This window comes from Streptomyces sp. MMS24-W38 (genome assembly GCF_059889265.1).
Window position 1 is genome coordinate 5,143,539 of record NZ_JCBCPP010000001.1, and the last position, 23,375, is coordinate 5,166,913.

The following is a 23,375-nucleotide window of genomic DNA, read 5'->3' on the forward strand; positions in this document are numbered from 1 at the left end:
ACACGACGGAGGAGTGACCCCGGTCCTGCGGGAATCCCACGGAACAAGCACATCGCGGACCGTGTTCCTTCGGGAACACCCCTTTCGCTCGCATCGTCACATCCCGGAAACGAGACTGTTCCCTTCCCTTTGACAATCCCGTTTACGGTGGACACCACGTCCCCAGCCCGGTCACCGTCGCCCGCGAGCCCGCCCCGCCCCCGACGAGACGACTGGAGCACCGTGTCCCGCACCACGCCCGCCGTACCCCTCTGGCTCGCCCATGCCCTGCGAGCCCAGCGCGGACCGGTCCCGTGGAGCGCGGTCACGCGGGGAGTACTGGGCGGCGGGCCCCTGCTGGTCGCCGCCGTCCTCGCCGGGCGGCCCACCCTCGGCGTCGTCGCCGCCATCGGCGCCATGTTCGCCGGGCTCAACGACCGGCCGGGCAGCCGACGCGCCTCCGTCAGCCGGATCGGAGCGCCCGCGCTCGCCGGGGCGGCCGGACTCCTCGTCGGGACGTACGCGGGGGACCACCTCCCGGCCGTACCGCTGACGCTGACCCTGACCGGGTGCGGGCTGGTCGCCGGCGCAGTCAGCGCGCTGAGTCCCACCGGCTCCGCCGCCGGGATCCAGTTGCTCGTCGGGGCCGCCGTCGGCGCCGGAATGCCCCTGCCCGAACCCGGAGGGCAGCGGGCGCTCGCCTTCCTCGCCGGAGCCGCGTGGCTGCTCCTGCTGCGGCTGGCGCTGCCCGCTCCGGGGTCCCTCGCGGGAGACTTCCGGTTCGACGGCGAGCGGCATGCCGTGGCCGGCGTGTACGAGGCCGTCGCCGCGCTGCTCGACGCCGCTGGCTCACCCGCCGCCACCGCGCGGCGCGCCGCACTCACCGCCGCCCTCGACCACGCGCAGGACGCGCTCGCCGGACCCCGGCTGCGGCGGTACGCCGGTTCCGCGGCCGAACGGCGACTGCACGCGCAGTACGCCGCCGCGCTGCCGCTGGCGGAGGCCGCGACCGCGCTGGCCTGGGCGGGGGAGGGCGTACCGGCTCGCGCGTCCGAAGGGCCCCGGCGGCTCGCCGTCGCCGTACGCGGCGGCGTCCCCTGCGGGCCGCTGCCCGCACCCTCCCGGTCCGTCCCCGCGCTGCGCGCCCTCGACGACGCCCTCCTGCGCGCCGCCGTGGCCTTCGACCGGGCCGACGGCGGCGACCTGCACACGCGCCGCCGGTCCCGCGCCGCTCTCACCCGTACCCTCCTCGGCCCCCGGGGACAGGAGTACGGCCTGCGGGTCGCCCTCTGCTTCGGCGTGAGCGTCGCCGTCGCCCAGGCCCTGTACCACGGCTGGTACGGACAACACGAGTACTGGTACTGGCTGCCCGTCACCGCCGTCTTCCTCGTCAAGCCCGACCTCGGACCGCTCGCCTCGCGGGTGCTGAACCGGGCTGCCGGAACCGTGCTCGGGGCGCTCCTGTTCGCCGGGTTCGCCGCCGTGCTGCCCCGGCCGGAAGGACTCATCGCGCTGGTGGCGGTCAGCGGGGCGCTCATCCCGGTCGCCGCCCGGCACTTCGCCGCGCAGACCACCGTCATCACCGTGCTCGTGCTCGCCCTGGTGATGGTGGGCGGTGAACCGCAGGCCTCCGTGGCACGGATCGGCGAGACGCTGCTGGCCTGTGGCATCGTGCTCGTCGTCGGACACCTGCCGATGCCCGTGCGGCGCGGCGGCGCCATCCGGGTCCGGCTCACGGAAGCGGGGGAGGCCGCGCACGCGTACCTCGCCCATGTGCTGGACGGGTCCGGCGACCGCGCGGCCCGCTGGGTCCTGCGCCGTGAGGCCTACCGAGCCCTCGCCGAGGCCCGCGGCGCCATCGCGCTCGCCTCCGCGGAGCTGCCCGCGCTCGCCCGGCACGCCGACGGCGCGGACGAGTTCGCCGCACTCCTCGAACGGCTCGTCGACACCACCACCGCCTGCGCCGTCCACCTCGACGACACGGGACGGCTCGACGCCCGTCACGCCGAGCAGCTCGCCGAACTCCGGGACGCCCTCGACCGGCGCCGCGAGCGCGTCGGGGTCCGGCTGCCGGAGCCGCCCGTCGCCGGGCGAGCCGATGACGGGGCACGGTCCGTGCGGCCGTGAGCGGCCGGCGACCCCCGGCGCACCGAGGTCGCCCGCTTCTGACGGTGAACGGGTGACGAGTAGGTCTCAGTGGCGTCACCGGGCGAGGCGTTCCCCCTGTCGTCGGCGTTTGACTCTACGAGTGCGACGCCGAACGGGAGGCAGCAGGTGAACGGGAGAACGGTGCTTGAACGCTTTCCCGCGGGCGGGCCGCGGGGGTCCTGGCCGGCGGAGGAGTTCGCGCGGGCCAGGCGTCTGGAGGGCCTGCCCGCCGAGGTCGTCATGGACCTCACGACCGACATGTTCCTGGTGATCGTCCGCAGCGGCGACGGCGGCGCCCACGCGGCCGCGTGGGACCCGGTGCCTAGGCCGTGATCGGGCGGGACCAGCTCGGGGTGGTGTCCGTCAGGCGGCACACCGCCAGGTAAAGCGGTATCGGCGGGGTGTACGGGAGCGTGCAGTCGGGGCGGTGGATCAGGTCGGGGAGGTGCGGGGCGTCCGGCACGAGGGCGCCGGTGTCGTAGCGCGAGGGTGCGGGCCACTCCAGGGCGTAGTCGGAATCGGACGGAACCAGCCACCACCAGTGCGCCTCGTCGGCGTAGACGCACCCCACCCGGGGCAGCCGGGGCATGACCAGTGGTCCGAAGCGGGCCGGTACCGCCACCGCGTCGCAGCCCATCGGCGCCGTCATCCCGTCGGGGACGGGCAGCCGCCGGGGCGGTACGGCTGGGGCGTGCCGCCCGCGCTGGAGGCGGACCAGCGTGTTCAGGCTCATGGTGCGAGCGCCCGTCACATCCGTCCTCCGTCGAGGCCGTGCCGACGCGCGGGGACGTACTCGCGCTGATGTGTGTGCGGGGCTGCCGTCGACATCGCGGCCGCCGCGGGCCTCGGGGCCGCCTCGGCGTGGTGCCGCTGCTGGGACTCCTCGACGTCCGGGCCGCCGTCCGGGCCGCCGGCGGGGTCCGGCTTGGGCCGCTCGCCCCAGCCGAGGTCGTTGTGCGGTTCGTCGGGAGGGCGCGCCTTGTCCACCTTGCGGGGCAGGTCGGCCCAGACCAGCAGACCGGGACCGTGTTCACGGACGCCCCAGGCGTGGGACACGGCGTCGACGAGGAGCAGGCCCCTGCCGTGCTCGTCCTCCGGCTGTTGCCGGGTGTTCGCCCGGGGCTGGTCGGGGCCGCAGCCCTCGTCCCGCACGGCTATGCGCACCAGGTCGTCGCCGTCGTGCAGCTCGCAGACTATGTGGCTGCCGGCCGTGTGCACGATGGCGTTGGTGACGAGCTCGGAGACGACCAGGGCCGCCGTGTCGCAGGTGTCCGCGCCGACCGACCAGCCGGTCAGCCGGGCCCTCGTCAGGCGTCTGGCCTGCGCGGGAGAACCCGGATGGGCGGCCAGTTCGAAACGGAACCGGCGCTGGGCGGCAGCCCCCGCGGCGTCGGCGGCTCCCGGGGCGGGGCCGGGGCCGGAGAGGCTCGCAGCGGCGTCTGTTTCTAAGGGCGCGGGCGGAATCACGCTTGCCACTATCGCCCCGCCGTGCACACTTGGCAAGCATCACTCTGAAAAATCCAGAGTGCTGTGTGACGGTCTGGACGGCCATGGCACACTGCTCGCAACAGCATCCCGCACGGCGCCAGTTGAGGCTGACGAAGAAACGTTCCAATGAGTGGCCGGATCTTCGAGGAGCTCTCGGATTGGCGCCGCCGGGCTGTCAGGAGTCCTTTTCGTGGAGGTGGAGCGTGAGTGAACCGCGGTCCGCGCCGACGGTCGGCCAGGTCGTCCTCGGCCGGCGGCTGCTGGATCTGCGGGAAAGCGCCGGCCTCAAGCGCGAGGAGGCCGCCCGCGTCCTTCACGTCGCTCCCGCCACGATCCGCCGCATGGAGACGGCCGAGGTCGCGCTCAAGATCCCGTACCTCCAGCTGCTGCTGAAGGCGTACGGCGTCTCCGACGAGGAGACCGACGCCTTCGTGCGACTGGCCGAGGACGCCAACCGGCCCGGCTGGTGGCAGCGCTTCCACGAGATCCTGCCCGGCTGGTTCTCGATGTACGTCAGCCTGGAGGGCGCGGCCACCCTCATCCGCAGCTACGAGCCCCACTTCGTCCCCGGACTGCTCCAGACCGAGGACTACGCGCGTGCCGTGCTGCGCTCGGGTGCCATCGGGCAGACCAGTCCCGAGGACATCGAGGGCCACGTGGCCCTGCGCATGCGACGGCAGGAACTGCTCACCCGTGACGACGCGCCCCGGCTGTGGGTCGTCATGGACGAGACGGCGTTGCGCCGCCCGGTCGGCGGCCCGGAGGTGATGCGTGCCCAGGTCGACAGACTTCTCGACGCCACGAAGATGTCCAACGTGACGCTGCAGGTCGCCCCGTTCGCCGGCGGCCCGCACCCCGGCACGTACGGGCCGTTCGTGCTGTTCCGGTTCGGCATGCCGGAACTGCCGGACATGGTCTACAGCGAGTACCTGACCGGCGCCGTCTACCTGGACGCGCGCACCGAGGTGGCGACCCACCTCGAGGTCATGGACCGCATGGCGGCGCAGGCCGCCTCAGCACATCGCACGAAGGTGATCCTCAGGGATCTCCGCAAGGAGCTGTGAATGAACCACCTCACGTCCCTGTCCCTGTCCATGGCACTGGGCTCCTCCCTCCCGCTGCCCCGGCCGCGGGTGCGCACCGAACGGATCTACAACGGCATGCCCGCGCGGGAGCTGGGCAGCGAGGGCTGGCACAAGCCGTGGAGCGGCGGCAACGGCGGCAACTGCCTGGAGGCGATGAAGCTCGACGACGGCCGGATCGCGGTACGGCAGTCCACCGACCCGGACGGACCGGCGCTCATCTACACATCGGCCGAGATGACGGCCTTCATCGAGGGGGCGAAGGCGGGAGAGGCGGATTTCCTGCTGTCCTGACGCTTGTTGACCGTTCTACTGTTGCCTCCCGGCGTACAGCCGATGTTGCTTGCCCCCCCCGCACCCTGGTTCGGCCCTGAAATTGATCACTAACAGTTGCAGACACTTACGGAGTTCGTCATGACCGGGCAGCCCCCCGTCGAGATCGACACGAGCAAGCCGCACACCGCGCGGATGTACGACTGGTACCTCGGCGGGAAGGACAACTACCCGGTCGACGAGGCCATGGGCCGGCAGATGCTCGCCCTCGACCCGAGAGTGCCGGTGATGGCCCGGGTGAACCGCGCCTTCATGCAGCGCGCCACGCGCTGGCTGGCCGGCCGGGGCATACGCCAGTTCCTCGACATCGGCACCGGCATCCCCACCGAGCCCAACCTCCACCAGGTCGCCCAGGAGATCGCACCCGAGGCGCGCGTCGTCTACTGCGACAACGACCCGATCGTGCTGGCCCACGCCGGGGCGCTGCTGCGCGGCACCGACGAGGGGGTGACCGAGTACATCCAGGCCGACGTGCGCGAGCCGGAAGCCATCCTGGAGGGTGCGCGGAAGATCCTCGACTTCGATCAGCCGGTCGCGCTCTCCCTCATCGCGCTGCTGCACTTCGTCTCCGACGAGGACGGCGCCCACGAGCTGGTCGGCCGGCTCCTGGCCGACCTGCCCTCCGGCAGCCACCTGGTGATCTCCCACGCGACCTCCGACTTCACCCCCGAGGAGTCGAAGGCGGCCACCGAGAAGCTCAAGGCCGCGGGCGTCACCCTGGCCCTGCGCTCCCGCGAGGAGTTCACCCGCTTCTTCGACGGCCTCGAACTGGTCGAACCCGGTGTCCAGGTGCCCCACCTGTGGCACCCCGAGCTGGGCGAGCCCGTTCCCGGCCAGGACGACGGGGTGATCCCGGGGTACGGGGCGGTGGGGCGCAAGGCGTAGGCCGGGGGCCGCGGGGCCCGCAGCTCGCGCGGGTCGTCGGTCGCCGGTTGTCCGGGGCGGTTCCCGTCGGCGCTTCATGCCCTCATCGGGCGGTCGTACGGGCCGATGGGAGCCGGGAGACGGGTGGTGCCGTCCGTCAGGTGACGGTCGACGGCCGCCGCCACCGCCCGGCCCTCGGCGATCGCCCACACGATCAGCGACTGCCCACGGGCGGCGTCCCCCGCCGCGAACACGCCCGGCACGTTCGTGGCGAAGCCGGCGTCGCGCGCGATCGTGCCGCGCGGCTCCAGCTCCAGACCGAGCCCGCTGACCAGCCCGTCCGACCGGTCCGGTCCGGAGAAGCCGAGCGCGAGGAGGACGAGGTCGGCCGGGAGGACGCGTTCGGTGCCCGGTACGGGGCGGCGTTCCGCGTCCACCTCGACCAGGTGCACCGCCCGGACCCGCCCGTCCGCGTCGCCGGTGAGGCGCAGCGTGGACGCCGCGAACAGCCGCACGTCGGAGTTCTCTGCGTTCCCAGTGTTCCCAGCGTTCTCAGCGACCGCAGGTGCCGTCCGCAGGGCGCGGGCCTCCTCGTGCGCGGGGGACAGCCGGTAGAGCTTCGGGTACGTCGGCCAGGGCTCGGTGCCCTCGTCGCGAACGGCGCCCGGCCGCTCGTAGATGTCCAGCTGGGTCACGGACGCCGCTCCCTCCCGCACGGCCGTGCCCAGACAGTCGGCGCCCGTGTCGCCGCCCCCGACGATGACGACATCCCTGCCCGCGGCGGACAGCGGGGACTTCTCCAGGTCCCCCGCACAGACCCGGTTGGCGAGCGGCAGGTACTCCATGGCCTGGTGAACACCGGTCAGTTCCCGCCCCGGTACGGTCAGTTCACGCCACGCGGTCGCCCCGGTGGCGATCACCACGGCGTCGTAACGCGCCCGCAGCTCGGCGGCGTCGACATCGCGCCCGACCGTCGTGGACGTACGGAACTTCGTCCCCTCGGCCCGCATCTGCTCGATACGCCGCTCCAGATGACGCTTCTCCATCTTGAACTCGGGGATGCCGTACCGCATCAGCCCGCCGATCCGGTCGTCCCGCTCGTACACGGCGACCGTGTGACCGGCCCGGGTCAGCTGCTGGGCCGCGGCCAGACCGGTGGGACCCGAGCCGATCACCGCCACCGTCCGGTCGGAGAGCCGGTCCGGCGGGGCCGGTGCGGCGAAGCCCTCCGCCCAGGCGCGGTCGGCGATGGCGCACTCGACGTCCTTGATGGTGACGGCGGGCTGGTTGATGGCCAGCACACATCCCGCCTCGCAGGGCGCCGGGCAGAGCCTGCCGGTGAACTCGGGGAAGTTGTTCGTGGCGTGCAGCCGCTCCGCCGCGGCCCGCCAGTCCTCGCGCGAGACCAGGTCGTTCCACTCGGGGATCAGATTGCCCAGCGGGCACGCCTCGTGGCAGAAGGGGACGCCACAGTCCATGCAGCGGTCGGCCTGCTTGCTGACGATGGGCAGCAGCGCGCCGGGGACGTAGACCTCGTCCCAGTCGTGGACCCGCTCCTCGACGGGTCGGCGCGGCCGGTCCTGGCGCGGCGTGGTCAGGAAACCCTTGGGATCGGCCATGGCCGTCTTCCTTGCGTACGCGGTGACGGGCCAGGCGTCGTGGGGCGGCGCTCCTCGGCGGTGGGGCGGCACCCCTCGGGTGCGCTCTCCCCGGCGCTCTGCTCCTTGGCCACGATACGACTGCTCATGCGCGCACGCAGGCCTGCGGGCAGTGCTTCTCGCCTCCGTCAGATGAGGGCCAGTACGTAGGACAGCGCGGCACCCGCCGAGGCGGCCGTGCGCACGTGGTTCCACAGCGTCCACTCGCGCACGTAGGCGGCCCAGTACGCGGAGGCCTCGGCGGTGCCCGGGGCCAGCCCGGCCAGCACGTCGTTGCGCGGCACGTTCGCGGCCACGGTGACCCCGAACCCGCCGAACAGATACAGCGCGCTGCCGACCAGCAGCCCGACCGCGCCCTCGTCCGGCCACTTCACCGAGGCCACCACGGCGATCGCCGCGCACAGCAGTGCCGAGCCGAGGAACACCAGCATGAAGGGCGCCCGCACCGCGGCCACGTTGACCGACTGCATCGCGGCCACGCCCCGCGCGGGCGGCAACGTCGCGAGCCCTCTCATCACGAACGCCGAGAAGGCGCAGAAGACCCCCGCCACCAGCCCGGTTCCGAGCACCCCCAGCACCGTCAGCACCGTCAGCCCGGAGGATGGTCCCTCGATCACGTCGTCGACTCCCGCCCGTCCGGCGGTCGGGATCCTTCCCCGCCGCCCACCGCCACCACCAGTGAAGCCGGACACGGGCCCGGTGCCCATGGCCGAGCGTCGCGGGACCATACGCGGACGTCCAGCGCGCCTCCGGCGGAGAACCCGGAGCAGGTGGGTGTCGTCGCCGTCGGACGGCGCATCATGGCCGTGTGCGATTCGAAGCGATCACCTGGGACCGGCTCGGCGACCTCCTCGCCGAGCGCCTGACGACGCTGCGGACGGCCGACGGCAGCCCCTGGCCGCGCGTCGCCCTCGACGGCGCCCCGGCCGGCCGGCCCGGAGATCTCGCCGAACGCGTCGCCGCGTCCCTGCGCGTCCTCGGGCGCCCCTCCCTCGTCGTGAGCGCGGACGGTTTCCTGCGTCCCGCCTCGGTCCGGCTGGAGCACGGCCGTCAGGACCCGGAGTCCTACTACGACGGCTGGTACGACACCGGAGCCCTCTGGCGTGAGGTCTTCGGACCCCTCGAACCGGACGGGAGCGGGCGGGTCCTGCCCGACCTGTGGGACCCGGTCACCGACCGCGCCACCCGCAGCCCCCGTGTCCCGCTGCCGCCCGGCGGCGTACTGCTGCTGCACGGCCCGCTCCTCCTGCGGCACTGGTTCCCCTTCGACCTGAGCGTCCACGTCTCGCTCTCCCCGGGCGCCCTGCGCCGTCGCACCCCGGAGACCGGGCACTGGATCCTGCCCGCCTTCGAGCGCTACGAACAGGAGACCGACCCGGCCGGTACCGCCGACGTCCTGGTGCGCGCCGACGACCCCCGCCATCCGGCCTGGCACGGTTGAGACTTGGCGGTGGCCGGGACGTCGCGGATCGGGGCGTCGTGCGCACACGCGCCGGGGCCGGGGCCGGGGCCGGGCGGAAGTGCGGGGCCCGGGTGGTGCGGCGGACAATGGAGAGCGCCGGTACTCGCGGTGCGTCCCGTGCCGCGCCGGCCGTCCGGTATCGGGAGGCACCTCATGACCACCGCCGGAGACATCATGCACCGCGGCGCCCAGTGGATCCCCGCCCACGAGACGCTCGACCGCGCAGCCCAGTTGATGCGCGACCTGAACGTCGGCGCGCTGCCCATCAGCGACGAGAACGAGCGGCTCTGCGGCATTCTCACCGACCGCGACATCGTCGTCGGCTGCGTCGCCATGGGCCACGACCCGGCCAGGACCACCGCGGGCGAGATGGCCAAGGGGACACCGCGCTGGATCGAGGCGGACGCCGACATCAGCGAGGTCCTCCAGGAGATGGAGACGCACCGGATCCGCCGGCTTCCCGTCATCGACGACAAGCGCCTGGTCGGCATGATCAGCGAAGCCGACCTCGCCCGGAACCTGACGGACGACCAGCTCGCCACCTGGGCCGAGAACGTCTACGCCAGGACCGCGACCGGCTGATCCCCCCGCCGAGCCCGCCGGTCGCGAAGACCCGTACGCCCGCCGGCGCCGCGAGCAGGGCGGTGGCCGACACCGTGGTGGCGCCGCTCGCCCCGGAGGCCACCGCGAGCGGCAGATCACGATGGCCGAGCTTGCGGATGCCGTTCTCATTGGCGATCCGCTCCAGCTGCTCCATGTCCAGGCCGATCCGGGGCCACCCGTCCAGCACCGCGATCGTGGCGGGTAGGTCACCCCCCTGCCGCACCGCCGCCTCCAGCTCCGTCGCCACCCGGAGGTTGCGCGGCCGGGGCAGCCCGTGCGCGATGATCGTGGACTCCAGGGCCACCACCGGCCGACGCGCGGCGATGGCCTCCCGTACCTCTTCGGACACCATCAGGGTCACGCGCCGTCTCCCGTCTGTCGCTCCTCCCCCATCCTGGCGGGCCGGGCGCCGGGACAAACCTCTTGCGCCCCGCCACGCACGTCACGGAGCCTGGGACCCATGACGGACAGCACGGCACGTCTCGACCACGTCGTCCTCTGGGTGCGCGACCCGATCGCCGCCACCGGCTTCTACGAGGAGGCGGTCGGCCTGGAACCGGTCAGGCTCACCGACTTCGCCGCGGGCGAGGTGCCCTTCCCCTCGGTACGGGTCAACGAGGAGACCCTCCTCGACCTCATGCCGCTCACCATGGCGGAACGGATGACGATGCTCCCCGGCGCGGCCGACAGCTCCGGCCACCCCGTCAACCACGTCTGCCTGTCCCTGCCCGCCGACGACTTCGAGGCACTGCGCGGCCGCCTCGCGGAACGCTCCGTACCGGTGACGGACTTCTCGCACGACTCCTTCGGGGCGCGCGGCCCGGCCAGGCGCAGCTTCTACTTCCGCGACCCCGACGGCAACGTGCTCGAAGCGCGCCACTACGACTGACGCGGACTGACGAGCCCGTCAGAAGAGCGGCTCGGGCAGCACACCCTCCAGCGCGAGCAGCCGGCGCTTGGTCTCCACCCCGCCCCCGAACCCGCCGATGCCGCCGTCGCTCTCCACCACCCGGTGGCAGGGCACGACCACCGGCAGCGGATTGGCGCCCATCGCCATGCCGACGGCCTGGGCGCCGCCGGGCTGACCGGCCCGCCCGGCCAGATCGCCGTACCCGACGACCGTGCCGTACGGAACACCGGAGGCCAGCTCCCGCAGGACCTCGCGGTTGAAGCCCGAGTTCCCCGAGACCAGCGACCAGTCCAGCGGCAGGTCGAAGTCGTGGAGCTCGCCCGCGAAGTACGCCTCGACCTGGCGTATCGCCTCGGTCAGCAGCGGGGAGCCGGGGTCCTCGACGGGCTCGGTGCCGAGCCGGGACGCCAGCCGCTCCAGCGCGCCGTCGCGCACCTCGTCGGTGGCGTGGAACACGACGTTGACCAGGCCCTCACGGGTCGCGGCCAGCAGCAGCGGGCCGATGCCGGTGCCGACGACCGCCCACACGACCCGCTGCTCGTACTGCCCATGGCTGTCCATGCGCCCCACCGTACGACCCGCCACTGACAACGCCGGGCGCGAAGAACCGCGAAGAACCGCGAAGGGCACCGTGCGGTGGGCCGTCAGCCATCAGTCGTCCACCGCGTCCCGCACCACGTCGGGCTTGTTGCTGATGATCCCGTCGACCCCGAATCCCGCGACCCGCCGGGCCGCCGCCGCGTCGTTCACGGTCCAGGTGAGGACCTCCAGCGGCTTGTCGTGCGGTCCGTGGAAGGCCTGGACCGCCGCGACGTAGGCGCCGGACAGCGAGGTGTGCGGGGGGTTGATCTGGTCGGCGAAGTCCGCGTACGCGGGCAGGTCGCTCATCGGGGGCGCACCGATGAAACCGGTCTTCACCCCGGGCTTCAGCTCATGGACGGTCCGCACGCTGTCCGCGCTGAAGCTCTGCACGACCAGCCGGTCGCTCAGATGCGCGCGGTCGAGCCACCCCTCGTTACTCAGGACCTTCAAGGTCTCCTGCTCGATGCCGGGATACAGCTCCGGGCTCTTGAGCTCCAGCAGCAGCTTCTGGTCGTGCTGCTCCACGCGCCGCACGAACTGCTCCAGCGTCGGCACGCGCGTGCCCGCGTACACGGGGTCGAACCAGCTGCCCGCGTCGAGGCGGGCGATCTCCGCGGCGGTGAAGTCCTTCACCTTCCACGGCGACCGGCCGGGGAAGACCGTCTCGACGTTCGTGGTGCGCGCCAGGCTGTCGTCGTGCAGGACGACGAGTTCACCGTCCTTGGTGCGCTGGACGTCGTTCTCCACCCATTCGATGTCGAGTGCGGCGGCCTCGTCGACGGCTGCCAGTGTGTTCTCGGGCGCGTATCCGGAGGCGCCCCGGTGGGCGACCACCACGGGCGGTGTGCCGCTGCCGGCGGCACGCGCGGGGGAGAGGGGAAGCAGGAGGGCGGTGGTTCCCAGGAGCGCGGTGGTCGAGGCGACAACGGCGCGCATGTGCATGCGGACTCCTCGCGTCGAGCGGTCAGGACGTTCCGGTCATTTCAGATATTTCGGACATCTCAAGCAACACGGACAGTTCAACTCTGACAGCAGAAGGTCAACGCGGGACGGGTGCAGGATGACCACGAATTGAACGGCCTTGTCCCAACTCCGCACACTGGAGCCGCACAAGTGAGGCAAGGGTGTGTTTCTTTGCCCGGACAGTCGTTCGGCCGTTCCGGTGGCGGTCATACTCTCTGCGTCAACCCTGACCGCCGAGCGGTCCTGGGAGGGGGGTTCACGACACACGATTCCGGGACGCAAACGGCGGGAAAGGGCAGCCGCGCATGCAGAGCACGGTCGACGGATTCAGCTACGGCATGGTCACACCGGTGGTGGCCTTCCTCATGGCCTGCCTCGGTGGTGCCCTGGGCTTGCGGTGCGCCACCAGGCCCCTCGTCGTGGCCCGGTCCTGGCGCCCCGGCTGGCTGGCCCTGGGCGCGGCGGCCATCGCCTCCGGCATATGGACGATGCACTTCATCGCGATGATGGGCTTCACGATCGAGGGAACGCCCATCCACTACGACCGAGTGATGACGCTCGCCAGCCTGGGCGTCGCCCTCGTCATGGTCGGCATCGGGATCTTCATCGTCGGCTACCGGGGCGCGACCGGGACGCCGCTGTTCACCGGGGGCACCATCACCGGCCTCGGTATCGCCTCCATGCACTACCTGGGCATGGCCAGCATGAGCCTCGACGGAACGCTGGAGTACGACACGCTCACCGTCGCCGCCTCCGTCGCCATCGCCATGGTCGCCGCCACCGCCGCCCTGTGGGCGGCCGGACAGGCCAAAGGCTTCCTGTGGAGCGTGGGCGCGAGTCTCGTCATGGGCCTCGCGGTCACCGGCATGCACTACACCGGCATGGCCGCCCTGGAGGTCCACGTCCACGGAACGGCCGCCCCCGCCGAGGGAGAGTCCGCGGCCTCCCTGCTCGCGCCCATGATGCTCGGCCCGCTCGTCCTCCTCGTCCTGGCCGGCGCCGTGGTGATCTTCGACCCGCTGCTGATCATGGGGCGGCGCAGCCCGGCCCCCGCCGAGCACAAGCCCGGCGTCCCCGCCCACCACCGGCACCACTCCTCCTCCGCCTCCTCCTTCCCGACCCGTCTTCGGCCGCGCACCCGCGGCCCCGTCGAGCACCGCTCCCGCACCTCACAGAAGCGCTGACCGCAGCCCTCTGCCGGGCTGACCGGCACCCGTTGTCAGTGACGGGTCGTACGGTGGGTGGCATGCGGCCCGTTTCCCAGATCGAACGCACGGTGGCGCCCTTCGAGGTCGTCAGCCCCTACCAGCCCAGCGGCGACCAGCCGGCGGCCATCGCCGACCTCGCCCGGCGCATCGAAGCCGGTGAGAAGGACGTCGTCCTCCTGGGCGCGACCGGCACCGGCAAGTCCGCCACCACCGCGTGGATGATCGAGAAGCTCCAGCGCCCCACCCTGGTGATGGCGCCGAACAAGACGTTGGCCGCCCAGCTGGCCAACGAGTTCCGCGAACTGCTCCCGAACAACGCGGTCGAGTACTTCGTCTCGTACTACGACTACTACCAGCCCGAGGCGTACGTCCCGCAGTCGGACACCTACATCGAGAAGGACTCCTCGATCAACGAGGAGGTCGAGCGGCTGCGCCACTCCGCCACCAACTCCCTGCTCACCCGCCGCGACGTCGTCGTGGTCGCCTCCGTCTCCTGCATCTACGGCCTCGGCACCCCGCAGGAGTACGTCGACCGCATGGTGCCGCTCCGCGTCGGCGAGGAGTTCGACCGGGACGAGCTGCTGCGCCGCTTCGTGGACATCCAGTACACGCGCAACGACCTGGCCTTCACCCGCGGCACCTTCCGCGTCCGCGGCGACACCATCGAGATCTTCCCGGTCTACGAGGAGCTCGCCGTCCGCATCGAGATGTTCGGCGACGAGATCGAGGCGCTCTCCACGCTCCACCCGGTCACCGGCGAGATCATCAGCGACGACCAGCAGCTGTACGTCTTCCCCGCCTCCCACTACGTCGCCGGTCCCGAGCGCATGGAGCGGGCCGTGGGCGGCATCGAAAAGGAACTCACCGAGCGCCTGGCCGAGCTGGAGAAGCAGGGCAAGCTCCTGGAGGCCCAGCGTTTGCGCATGCGCACCACCTACGACCTCGAGATGCTCCGCCAGATCGGCAGCTGTTCCGGCGTCGAGAACTACTCGATGCACTTCGACGGCCGTCTCCCCGGCTCCCCGCCGAACACCCTGATGGACTACTTCCCGGAGGACTTCCTCCTGGTCATCGACGAGTCGCATGTCACCGTGCCGCAGATCGGCGCCATGTACGAGGGGGACGCCTCGCGCAAGCGCACCCTCGTCGACCACGGCTTCCGGCTCCCCTCCGCCCTGGACAACCGCCCGCTGAAGTGGGAGGAGTTCCAGGAGCGCATCGGCCAGGCCGTGTACCTGTCGGCCACTCCCGGCCCGTACGAGCTCTCCCGCTCGGACGGGGTCGTCGAGCAGATCATCCGCCCCACCGGCCTGGTCGACCCGGAGGTCGTCGTCAAGCCCACCGAGGGCCAGATCGACGACCTGGTGCACGAGATCCGAGCCCGCGTGGAGAAGGACGAACGCGTCCTGGTCACCACGCTCACCAAGAAGATGGCCGAGGACCTCACCGACTACTTCCTCGAACTCGGCATCCAGGTGCGCTATCTCCACAGCGACGTCGACACCCTGCGCCGGGTCGAGCTGCTGCGGGAGCTGCGCAGCGGCGAGTACGACGTCCTCGTCGGCATCAACCTGCTGCGGGAGGGCCTCGACCTGCCCGAGGTGTCCCTGGTGGCGATCCTCGACGCCGACAAGGAGGGCTTCCTGCGCTCCGGCACATCCCTGATCCAGACCATCGGCCGGGCCGCGCGCAATGTCTCCGGCCAGGTCCACATGTACGCCGACAAGATCACCCCGGCGATGGAGAAGGCCATCGACGAGACCAACCGCCGCCGGGAGAAGCAGGTCGCCTACAACCAGGCCAACGGCATCGACCCCCAGCCGCTCCGCAAGAAGATCAACGACATCGTCGCGCAGATCGCCCGCGAGGACATCGACACCGATCAGCTGCTCGACTCCGGTTACCGCAAGGCCAAGAAGGACGGCGGCGCGGCCAAGGCCCCCGTGTCCGCGCTCGGCAAGGGCGCCAAGGGTGCGAAGGGCAGGGCCAAGGGCGCCGAGCCGGTGCCCACCGACCGCCCCGCGGCCGAACTCGCCGAGCAGATCGAGGAGCTGACCTCGCGGATGCGGGCAGCCGCCGCCGACCTCCAGTTCGAGATCGCGGCCCGGCTGCGCGACGAGGTCTCCGAGATGAAGAAGGAACTGCGCCAGATGCGAGAGGCCGGCCTGTCCTGACGGCGCCGGGCCCGTGCGGTTCTCCGCCCCGCACGGACTGTGTTGCAAGACCGACACAAAGTGCGGACCGGGGTGCGTCACCGTCAGTGCCCCTGCGTAGGGTTCTGGGCAACCGCGGTTCCGCGGCAACAGGGGAAGTCCGAGAGGGGAATCAGCGCGTGACCGTCAACATGACCAAGGGCCAGGCCATCAGTCTGCAGAAGAACGACGGCGGCAGCCTGACCGCGGTTCGTATGGGTCTCGGCTGGCAGGCGGCCCCCCGCCGCGGCCTGTTCGGCTCGCGTACCCGGGAGATCGACCTGGACGCCTCCGCCGTCCTGTTCGCCGACAAGCAGCCGGTCGACGTCGTCTTCTTCCGCCACCTGGTGAGCGACGACGGCTCCGTGCGCCACACCGGCGACAACCTCGTCGGCGGCGTCGGCCAGGGCGGCGACGACGAGGCCATCCTCGTCGACCTGTCCCGTGTCCCGGTCCACATCGACCAGATCGTCTTCACCGTGAACTCCTTCACGGGCCAGACCTTCCAGGAGGTGCAGAACGCGTTCTGCCGGCTTGTCGACGAGACCAACGGCCAGGAACTGGCCCGCTACACGCTGGCCGGCGGCGGCGCCTACACGGCCCAGCTCATGGCCAAGGTGCACCGCTCGGGCACGGGCTGGACGATGACGGCCCTCGGCAACCCGGCCAACGGCCGCACCTTCCAGGACCTGATGCCGGCGATCCTGCCGGTGCTCTGACCAGCACCGCACGCGACACAGGGGGACGAGGGCAATGACGGCTGAGCTGGTGCGGGGGCAGAACCACCCGCTCTCCCGGTCCCGTCTCGAGATCCGGGTCTCGGCCGGTACGCCGATCGTGACCGCGGCCGCGCTCGGCGACGAGAGCGGCCGGATCCACGGAGTGGAGTGGGTGGCCCACCCGGGCGCGCCCACCCGGCCCGGCCTGGAGGTGTCGCGGCAGGCCGCGGCCGACCACCGGCTCGCGGTGGACCTGGACGCGCTGGCGGACGCGGTCCACCGCGTCAGCGTGCTGCTTGCCCTGCCCGCCGCGGCCGACGGCCGGGGCCCCGCCCGCTTCGGCGCCGTCGCCGCCCCCTTCGTCGCGGTCACCGGGCCGGACGGCACCGAAGTGGCCAGCTACACCGTCACCGGCCTGGACACCGAGTCGGCCGTCGTCGCCCTGGAGCTCTACCGGCGCCAGGGCGCCTGGAAGGTCCGTGCGGTCGGCCAGGGCTACGCCGGGGGCCTGACCGAACTCTTCACCGACCAGGGCCTGCCCCAGGCGCGGCAGCTCGCGGGCGACATCGACGAAGCGGTCGCGCGGGGCCTCGCCCGCTCCGTCCAGGCACCCCCGTCCCGTCCGTCCGACGGCGACCGTTCCCGGCAGACGGCCGCCCCGGCCCGCCATCCCGACCAGGGCGCCGGCACCACACCACAGGGCACCCCCGACCCCGTGCCGCCCGCGTACGGCGGTCAGCCGGCCGGCCTGCCGGGACAGGGCGGACCGCAGCCGGCGTACCCCGGGGGAGCCGCCGATCCGCCCACGGCGACCACCGGCGGCCCGATCGACTACAGCCACCCCCGACGGCGGAACGCCGCTCCGCCGCCCCCGTCGGCCGCGCCCCCGGCCCAGCCGGGACAGCCCGCCCGGCCCGTCGCCGGTGACGCGACCGGCTGGTCCATGGACGAGCGCCTCTACAACCAGGTCTGGGGCATGTTCGAGGACCTGGCCCGCACCACCGCCGCCTACCGCAGCGCCGTCGACTTCGCCGAGTCACGCATGGACAAGGAGCTGGAACAGGTCCTGTCCGACCCGCGCAGCCGGATCGGGAGCCAGGGCGACGCCGCGCGCGAGGCGGCCAGGGCACGGCAGGCCCAGCTCGTCGACCAGGCGAGGGAGGTCTTCGACCGGGACCTCGCCCAGCTCGTCGCCGAGGCCGAGGTCGTCGAGCCCGCCCTCCCGCCGGCCTACGCGCGCTGGGACAACCCCGTCTGGCACGCCTACCGGGTGCCGATGGAGATCCCCATGGCGCTGCGCCTGGGCGACCTCCGGCTGCCCGAGGCCGACCGCCTCCGCATCCCGATGCTGCTCCGGCTGCCGCTGGAACGCGGTCTGTGGATCGACAGCGGACGGGCCGACGCGCCGGCCGAGTCGTTCACCGACCCCCACGACATGCGACGTCTCGCCGTGGAGACGGCCGTTTCCCACGCGGCCCGGCTGCTCGCCGTCCATCCGGCGGGCGAGTTCACCGTGCACGTCATCGACCCGGCCGGATCGGGCGCGCAGCCGCTGGCACCGCTGACCCGGGCGGGTGTGCTGGCGGCCCCGCCCGCCCGGGGCGCCGCGGGCGTCACGGAGGTCCTGGGCCGGCTCACCCAGCGGGTCGACCTGGTGCAGATGGCACTGCGCGGCGGAGCGGCCGACTCGCTGCCGCCCGGCTTCGACACCTCCCAGCAACTGCTGATCGTCAACGACTTCCCGCACGGCTTCGACGACCGTGCCGTGAACCAGCTGCGGTACCTCGCCGACGAGGGCCCGACCGTCGGCGTCCACCTGATGATGGTCGCCGACCGTGAGGAGTCCGCCGGCCACGGCCCGCTGCTCGACCCGCTGTGGCGTGCGCTGCTGCGGCTGACACCGGTCGCCGACAGCCATCTGGCCGACCCCTGGGTCGGGCACGCCTGGACGTACGAGCCCCCGTCGGTGCCGCCCGGCAGCCAGGTCCTCCAGCAGGTGCTCACCCGGGTCGCCCAGGCCCGCCGCGCCTGGGGGCCCTGACCGCGCCCCGGTCCGCCCGACCGGGCGTGTCCCGCCCCTTGGAACGAGTGCCCATGGCACCACGTCTCATCTGGCACTTTGGTCTTTCTTTTACCTACCTCTTTACCAATCCTTGGGCATGGGGGTAAAGTTTTCCGCACGGAGGGGAGTACTCCCTGTCTGTGCGGCGACCCCGTCAATACGGATCAGGCCTGATCCCGGGGCGTCGGCCCGAGGTGCTGTCCGGCACTGCTTTCGAACGCCGGAACCCGGGTGGAAGAGACCTCCGGCAGCGACGACGCTGACTTTTGCCGTGAGACGTATCTGCCGGAGGCGTAGTGGATGTTTCCCTGACCCTGTGGGTCCTGACAATCTTGGGCCTTGCCGCCCTCATCGCGATCGACTTCTTCATCGGCCGGAAGCCGCATGACGTATCGATCAAGGAAGCCGGGATCTGGTCCATTGTCTGGGTCACCCTGGCCGCGCTCTTCGGAATCGGCCTGTGGGTCTTCGCCGGGAGCCAGCCCGCCGGTGAGTTCTTCGCCGGCTTCATCACCGAGAAGTCGCTGAGCGTCGACAACCTCTTCGTCTTCGTCCTGATCATGGCGAAGTTCGCGGTGCCGTCGCAGTACCAGCAGCGGGTGCTCGGCGTCGGTATCGTCATAGCGTTGGTGCTGCGGGCCATCTTCATCGCCGCGGGCGCTGCGATCATCGCCAGCTTCTCGTGGGTCTTCTACATCTTCGGCGCCTTCCTCGTCTGGACCGCGTGGAAGCTCATCAAGGAGGCTCGCGCCGACGAAGAGGAGGAGGAGTTCGAGGAGAACAAGCTCCTCAAGGCCGCCGAGCGCCGGTTCGGCGTGGCCGACCGCTACCACGGCACCAAGCTGTGGATCGAGCAGAACGGCAAGCGGGTCATGACCCCGATGCTGGTCGTGATGCTCGCCATCGGCACCACCGACGTGCTCTTCGCGCTCGACTCGATCCCCGCGATCTTCGGCCTGACCCAGGACCCGTACATCGTGTTCACCGCGAACGCGTTCGCCCTGATGGGCCTCAGGCAGCTGTACTTCCTCCTCGGCGGCCTGCTGAGGAAGCTGGTCCACCTGTCCTACGGCCTGTCGATCATCCTCGGCTTCATCGGCGTGAAGCTGGTGCTGCACGCGCTGCACGAGTCCGGGGTGAACGTTCCCGAGATCAGTATCCCGGTGTCGCTGGGCGTGATCTGCTCCGTCCTGGTCGTCACCACGATCACCAGCCTGCGGGCCTCCAAGAAGCAGGCCCAGGCCGAGGGCTCCGCCGACAAGAACAGCATCGACGTCTGACCCAGTCCGTAACCGGACAGGAAATCTCCGGGAGCGGGGCGCGGCCCACAGTCGAGCACCGCTCCCGGTGTCTGCCTGTCTCCCGCCGGATCACGACAGAAGACCTCAGCGGAAGGGATCGCGGCCACACTCGCTGCCGCCCGTCACCGACCATCCCTCCAGCAGTAGAGGAGATCATGCGCGACAACGACCACCCCAGAACGACGAGGAACGCGGAAGCGACGGGCCTCGCCGGACACCGGCGAGGCCGGCCGTACTGCCCGAGACCCGCCGGCAGCACGGACGTCGAAGCAGCCCGTGTGACGAGCGGGCCGTCAGAGTTCGGAGAGACCGGAATGCGACGCTCGTTCATCTCCGAGAGCCTTGCTTCATGAGCAGGTGGGGCAAAGGGCTGACGGACCGGTGGACGACCGTGGTGCCGGTGCTCGCCGTGGTGCTCCTGCTGCTCACCTGGGGACGCGAACTGCCCGGAGCGGTCGTCGCCGTGGCGGTCGTCGTGCTGGCGGCAGCGGTGCTGGCCGCCGTGCACCATGCGGAGGTGGTGGCCCACCGGGTCGGTGAACCCTTCGGTTCGCTGGTCCTCGCGATCGCCGTCACGATCATCGAGGTCGCGCTGATCGTCACCTTGATGATCGACGGGGGGCCCGAGACCGCGTCCCTGGCCAGGGACACCGTCTTCGCAGCCGTGATGATCACCTGTAACGGCATTCTCGGCCTGAGCCTTCTGGTCGGCTCACTGCGTCACGGCACGGCCGTCTTCAACCCGGAAGGCGCCAGCGCGGCGCTCGCCACGGTGGCGACGCTGGCGGGGCTCACCCTCGTGCTGCCGACGTTCACCACCAGCAAGCCCGGGCCGGAATTCTCCGCAGTGCAACTCACCTTCGCCGCGGTCACCTCACTGATCCTCTACGGCTTGTTCGTCGCCACCCAGACCATTCGACATCGTGACTACTTCCTGCCCGTACAGAAGCTGGGCAAGCAGGGCATGCCGGTCACGAAGGTCGAGGACGAGGACGAGCACGCCGTCGCGCCCTCCAACCGCACCGCGCTGATCAGCCTCGGTCTGCTCGGCCTGGCCCTGGTCGGAGTGGTCGGCCTCGCCAAAGGAGTCTCGCCCGCCATCGAGTCCGGCGTATCGGCTGCCGGGCTGCCCCATGCCGTCGTCGGTGTGATCATCGCGCTGCTGGTCCTGCTTCCCGAGACCATCGCGGCCGTGCGGGCCGCGCGGCGCAATCGAGTGCAGACCAGTGTCAATCTCGCACTCGGTTCGGCGATGGCCAGTATCGGACTGAGCATCCCCGCGGTCGCGATCGCGTCCTTCTGGCTCTCCGGTCCGCTCGTTCTGGGCCTCGGCAACACCCATATGGTGCTGCTCGCCCTGACCGTGATGGTCGGCGTCCTGACCGTACGCCCCGGCCGGGCCACACCGCTCCAGGGCGGGGTGCACCTGGTGATCCTGGCCGCCTATCTCGAACTGGCGCTCAACCCGTAACACCGATCCAACCCGTGACACCGATCGCAGAACCGCCTCCGGGCGGGTGTGCGCCCCGCGGCACACACGCGGGCGCACCCCCACCCGGAGGCGGTTCCGTCGGCACCCCCGGGGGCCCGGCATGCGCCCGGGGCACCGTGATAGACCGGTCCGAGCAGCATTCCGGCGACGACCGGCAGCTGCGACCGGCTTCACGCCGGTTCATGTCGTTTCATGAATATTTCTTGCCCGTTTCATCGCGAACCTTCCGAACGGACCGGAGGAACTGTGCGCCGCAACCTGGCCGATGCCCCGATCATGATTCTCAACGGCCCCAATCTGAACCTGCTGGGGCAGCGTCAGCCGGAGATCTACGGCTCCGAGACGCTCACCGAGGTCGAGGCGCTGTGCGTCGAGGCGGCGGGCGCGCACGGGGGCACGGTGGACCTGCGGCAGTCCAATCACGAGGGTCAGTTGGTGGACTGGATCCACGAGGCGCGGCTGAACCACTGCGGCATCGTGATCAACCCCGGTGCCTACTCGCACACCTCCGTCGCGATCCTCGACGCACTCAACACCTGTGACGGCCTGCCCGTGGTGGAGGTCCACATCTCCAACATCCACCGGCGCGAGTCCTTCCGGCACCACTCCTACGTCTCGCTGCGGGCCGACGGGGTCATCGCGGGGTGCGGGGTGCAGGGCTACGTGTTCGCCGTGGAGCGCATCGCTGCGCTGGCCGGCCCGGGCAGGGCACCGGCGTAGGCCCCGATCGCCCGGAGGGCGTCCCTCACCCGCGCCGGCCCCGCAACCCGTACCGCCCGTCCGCCGCGTCGCCCGGTGGCGCTCACCAGCCCCGGGCGCGCCACTCCGGCAGATGCGGGCGTTCCGCGCCCAGGGTGGTGTCGTTGCCATGCCCGGGATAGACCCAGGTCTCGTCCGGGAGGACATCGAAGACCTTGGTCTCCAGGCCCGACATCAGAGACTGGAAGTCCTCGGGGCGTGTTGTCCTCCCAGGACCGCCCGGGAACAGGCAGTCCCCCGTGAACACATGGGGGTGCCCGTGCGGATCGTCGTAGACGAGGGCGATCGAGCCGGGCGTGTGGCCGACGAGATGGCGCGCGGTGAGCTCCACCCGCCCCACCCGGATCGTGTCGCCGTCGTCGACCAGGACGTCCGTCGGCACCGGGATGCCCTCGGCGTCGTCCCGGCCCGCGTGGGTGCGTGCGCCGGTGGCCGCCACGACCTGGGCGAGCGCCTGCCAGTGGTCGCCGTGCCGGTGGGTGGTGACGACGGACGCGATGCCGTCGTCACCGATCGAGCCCAGCAGGGTGTCCGCGTCGTTGGCCGCGTCGATCAGCAACTGCTCGTCGGTGGCCCGGCAACGCAGCAGATAGGCGTTGTTGTCCATGGGCCCGACCGCGACCTTGGTGATCATCAGGTCCTTGAGTTCGTGCACGTCGGCCGGCCCGCCGACCGTCACCTGCCCGCTGTAGGTCATGTCGGCCAGCCTATATCGGAGGAAGGGCGGGCAGCGGGCCGTTCTTCACCGTCAGTCCGGAGCCGTCGCGGCGTCCGGCGAGCCAGCCGAGCAGGTCGGTGGCCGGGCCTTCCACCTCGATCTCGACCGGGCCGTCCGGCGCCCCGCCGCCGGTGGTCCAGGTCCCGCCGTCACTCGTGGTCAGCCGCGTCGTGGGCACGTCCCGGTGGCCCTTGAACCGCGCCACCAGGAAGCGGATCTCCCGTTCGGTGAACTCCGCCGAAAGATCCTCCAGCTCGTAGCCGATGCCGAGGTCCACGTGGTGCAGTTCCACCTCGACCAGGCGCCGGAACGGCACCCGGGCCGCCCGGTCCGTGACCCCGTTGCGCAGTGCCACGGTGCGGGACCAGTCCGCAGGCGCCGCGCCCGCCTCCTGGAAGCGGGCGCCGGTGTCCCGCAGGTCTGTCAGCTGGACGTCGAGGGGGCGCTGGGCGTCCCGCTCGATGTCGGCCTCCCGGGCTTCGGCGGAGGGGTACATCGGACGCCCCTCCAGGACGTTCACGAGGGCGTCCGCGTTGCGGGCCAGGTGAGCCAGCACATGTCCACGCGTCCAGCCGGGAAGCCGTGACGACTGGGTCACAGCGGCGTTGTCCAGTGCGCCGACCGCGTTGAGCAGCCGTTCGGTCGCGTCATGTACAGACGCCAGGTCATGAGCGTGATCGGTCATGGGGCCGACCCTAGTCCCGCCACACCTTCGGGTGAAGGTGGCGGAGAAGGACCGTAAATCGAATGCACGTGCTATAAGGTCGTGTCTGGCGTCGGGCATGCTGGAGAGCCGGGAATTGTTGTCAACCCGTGAATCCGACCGGCGTTGTCAGTGGCTCGCCCTGGTGT

At 71.4% G+C, this 23,375-nt stretch carries 23 protein-coding genes and 1 pseudogene; 15 read left to right on the top strand and 9 right to left on the bottom strand.

What is annotated here, in order from left to right:
- Positions 1-222: 222 nt before the first annotated feature.
- Both AC6F7H_RS22365 and AC6F7H_RS22370 read left to right on the top strand, forming a co-directional pair.
- A complete protein-coding gene (locus AC6F7H_RS22365; RefSeq protein ID WP_500758690.1) occupies positions 223-2,106 on the top strand; it encodes an FUSC family protein in 1,884 nt (627 codons plus the stop codon).
- A gap of 147 nt (positions 2,107-2,253) precedes the next feature.
- On the top strand, positions 2,254-2,460 hold the full coding sequence (locus AC6F7H_RS22370; protein WP_500758691.1) for a DUF8839 family protein: 207 nt from the start codon (positions 2,254-2,256) through the stop codon (positions 2,458-2,460).
- On the opposite strand, the gene AC6F7H_RS22375 is transcribed toward AC6F7H_RS22370, so the two are convergent.
- Both AC6F7H_RS22375 and AC6F7H_RS22380 read right to left on the bottom strand, forming a co-directional pair.
- Complete coding sequence (locus AC6F7H_RS22375) at positions 2,450-2,860, bottom strand: hypothetical protein (RefSeq protein WP_500758692.1); 411 nt, start codon at positions 2,858-2,860, stop codon at positions 2,450-2,452. The genes AC6F7H_RS22370 and AC6F7H_RS22375 overlap by 11 nt on opposite strands.
- 14 nt (positions 2,861-2,874) lie before the next feature.
- Complete coding sequence (locus AC6F7H_RS22380; protein ID WP_500758693.1) at positions 2,875-3,594, bottom strand: ATP-binding protein; 720 nt, start codon at positions 3,592-3,594, stop codon at positions 2,875-2,877.
- 224 nt (positions 3,595-3,818) lie between these two features.
- Here AC6F7H_RS22380 and AC6F7H_RS22385 point away from each other — a divergent pair, with 224 nt between their 5' ends.
- The 3 genes from AC6F7H_RS22385 (at position 3,819) to AC6F7H_RS22395 (ending at position 5,915) form a co-directional block, all read left to right on the top strand.
- Entirely contained in the window at positions 3,819-4,679 is an 861-nt protein-coding gene (locus tag AC6F7H_RS22385; RefSeq protein ID WP_363035887.1) for a Sco1979 family transcriptional regulator, read from the top strand.
- A gap of 30 nt (positions 4,680-4,709) precedes the next feature.
- Entirely contained in the window at positions 4,710-4,991 is a 282-nt protein-coding gene (locus tag AC6F7H_RS22390) for a DUF397 domain-containing protein (protein ID WP_202278730.1), read from the top strand.
- Positions 4,992-5,111: 120 nt separating this feature from the next.
- Positions 5,112-5,915 (top strand): SAM-dependent methyltransferase, encoded by an 804-nt coding sequence (locus AC6F7H_RS22395; protein ID WP_500758694.1) that lies wholly within the window; start codon positions 5,112-5,114, stop codon positions 5,913-5,915.
- A gap of 74 nt (positions 5,916-5,989) precedes the next feature.
- On the opposite strand, the gene AC6F7H_RS22400 is transcribed toward AC6F7H_RS22395, so the two are convergent.
- Together AC6F7H_RS22400 and AC6F7H_RS22405 are read right to left on the bottom strand one after the other, a co-directional pair.
- Positions 5,990-7,513, bottom strand: coding sequence for a glutamate synthase subunit beta (locus AC6F7H_RS22400; RefSeq protein ID WP_500758695.1), 1,524 nt, complete (start codon positions 7,511-7,513; stop codon positions 5,990-5,992).
- Positions 7,514-7,680: 167 nt separating this feature from the next.
- Complete coding sequence (locus tag AC6F7H_RS22405) at positions 7,681-8,169, bottom strand: anthrone oxygenase family protein (protein WP_500758696.1); 489 nt, start codon at positions 8,167-8,169, stop codon at positions 7,681-7,683.
- A 191-nt stretch (positions 8,170-8,360) separates the two neighbouring features.
- Here AC6F7H_RS22405 and AC6F7H_RS22410 point away from each other — a divergent pair, with 191 nt between their 5' ends.
- Together AC6F7H_RS22410 and AC6F7H_RS22415 are read left to right on the top strand one after the other, a co-directional pair.
- Entirely contained in the window at positions 8,361-8,993 is a 633-nt protein-coding gene (locus tag AC6F7H_RS22410) for a nucleoside/nucleotide kinase family protein (protein ID WP_500758698.1), read from the top strand.
- Between the two features lie 174 nt (positions 8,994-9,167).
- Complete coding sequence (locus tag AC6F7H_RS22415; protein ID WP_500758699.1) at positions 9,168-9,596, top strand: CBS domain-containing protein; 429 nt, start codon at positions 9,168-9,170, stop codon at positions 9,594-9,596.
- A 4-nt stretch (positions 9,597-9,600) separates the two neighbouring features.
- Here the strand turns inward: AC6F7H_RS22415 and AC6F7H_RS22420 are convergent.
- Positions 9,601-9,969 (bottom strand): annotated as a pseudogene (locus AC6F7H_RS22420) (pseudouridine-5'-phosphate glycosidase); the annotation flags it as partial.
- A 108-nt stretch (positions 9,970-10,077) separates the two neighbouring features.
- Between AC6F7H_RS22420 and AC6F7H_RS22425 the strand changes: the two are divergent.
- A complete protein-coding gene (locus AC6F7H_RS22425; RefSeq protein ID WP_109380050.1) occupies positions 10,078-10,506 on the top strand; it encodes a VOC family protein in 429 nt (142 codons plus the stop codon).
- 18 nt (positions 10,507-10,524) lie between these two features.
- On the opposite strand, the gene AC6F7H_RS22430 is transcribed toward AC6F7H_RS22425, so the two are convergent.
- Together AC6F7H_RS22430 and AC6F7H_RS22435 are read right to left on the bottom strand one after the other, a co-directional pair.
- A complete protein-coding gene (locus AC6F7H_RS22430) occupies positions 10,525-11,088 on the bottom strand; it encodes a methylated-DNA--[protein]-cysteine S-methyltransferase (RefSeq protein WP_500758700.1) in 564 nt (187 codons plus the stop codon).
- A 90-nt stretch (positions 11,089-11,178) separates the two neighbouring features.
- The gene (locus tag AC6F7H_RS22435; protein ID WP_500758701.1) at positions 11,179-12,051 is read right to left on the bottom strand and encodes a glycerophosphodiester phosphodiesterase; all 873 of its coding nucleotides are present in this window, start codon (positions 12,049-12,051) and stop codon (positions 11,179-11,181) included.
- Between the two features lie 326 nt (positions 12,052-12,377).
- Here AC6F7H_RS22435 and AC6F7H_RS22440 point away from each other — a divergent pair, with 326 nt between their 5' ends.
- The 7 genes from AC6F7H_RS22440 to aroQ all read left to right on the top strand — a co-directional run bounded on the left by AC6F7H_RS22440 (position 12,378) and on the right by aroQ (position 21,766).
- A complete protein-coding gene (locus AC6F7H_RS22440; RefSeq protein ID WP_500758702.1) occupies positions 12,378-13,256 on the top strand; it encodes an MHYT domain-containing protein in 879 nt (292 codons plus the stop codon).
- 62 nt (positions 13,257-13,318) lie between these two features.
- A complete protein-coding gene (gene uvrB, locus AC6F7H_RS22445; RefSeq protein WP_500758703.1) occupies positions 13,319-15,454 on the top strand; it encodes an excinuclease ABC subunit UvrB in 2,136 nt (711 codons plus the stop codon).
- Between the two features lie 158 nt (positions 15,455-15,612).
- Positions 15,613-16,191: a TerD family protein gene (locus AC6F7H_RS22450; RefSeq protein ID WP_109380045.1), complete on the top strand. Its 579-nt coding sequence runs from the start codon at positions 15,613-15,615 to the stop codon at positions 16,189-16,191.
- A 34-nt stretch (positions 16,192-16,225) separates the two neighbouring features.
- Complete coding sequence (locus AC6F7H_RS22455; protein WP_500758704.1) at positions 16,226-18,232, top strand: TerD family protein; 2,007 nt, start codon at positions 16,226-16,228, stop codon at positions 18,230-18,232.
- Between the two features lie 317 nt (positions 18,233-18,549).
- Positions 18,550-19,533, top strand: coding sequence for a TerC family protein (locus AC6F7H_RS22460; protein ID WP_500758705.1), 984 nt, complete (start codon positions 18,550-18,552; stop codon positions 19,531-19,533).
- Between the two features lie 370 nt (positions 19,534-19,903).
- Positions 19,904-21,025, top strand: coding sequence for a calcium:cation antiporter (locus AC6F7H_RS22465; RefSeq protein ID WP_500758706.1), 1,122 nt, complete (start codon positions 19,904-19,906; stop codon positions 21,023-21,025).
- A 267-nt stretch (positions 21,026-21,292) separates the two neighbouring features.
- On the top strand, positions 21,293-21,766 hold the full coding sequence (aroQ, locus tag AC6F7H_RS22470; RefSeq protein WP_500758707.1) for a type II 3-dehydroquinate dehydratase: 474 nt from the start codon (positions 21,293-21,295) through the stop codon (positions 21,764-21,766).
- Positions 21,767-21,848: 82 nt separating this feature from the next.
- On the opposite strand, the gene AC6F7H_RS22475 is transcribed toward aroQ, so the two are convergent.
- Both AC6F7H_RS22475 and AC6F7H_RS22480 read right to left on the bottom strand, forming a co-directional pair.
- Entirely contained in the window at positions 21,849-22,502 is a 654-nt protein-coding gene (locus AC6F7H_RS22475; protein WP_500758708.1) for an MBL fold metallo-hydrolase, read from the bottom strand.
- A 10-nt stretch (positions 22,503-22,512) separates the two neighbouring features.
- The gene (locus AC6F7H_RS22480; protein ID WP_500758709.1) at positions 22,513-23,208 is read right to left on the bottom strand and encodes a maleylpyruvate isomerase family mycothiol-dependent enzyme; all 696 of its coding nucleotides are present in this window, start codon (positions 23,206-23,208) and stop codon (positions 22,513-22,515) included.
- Between the last annotated feature and the right edge of the window lie 167 nt (positions 23,209-23,375).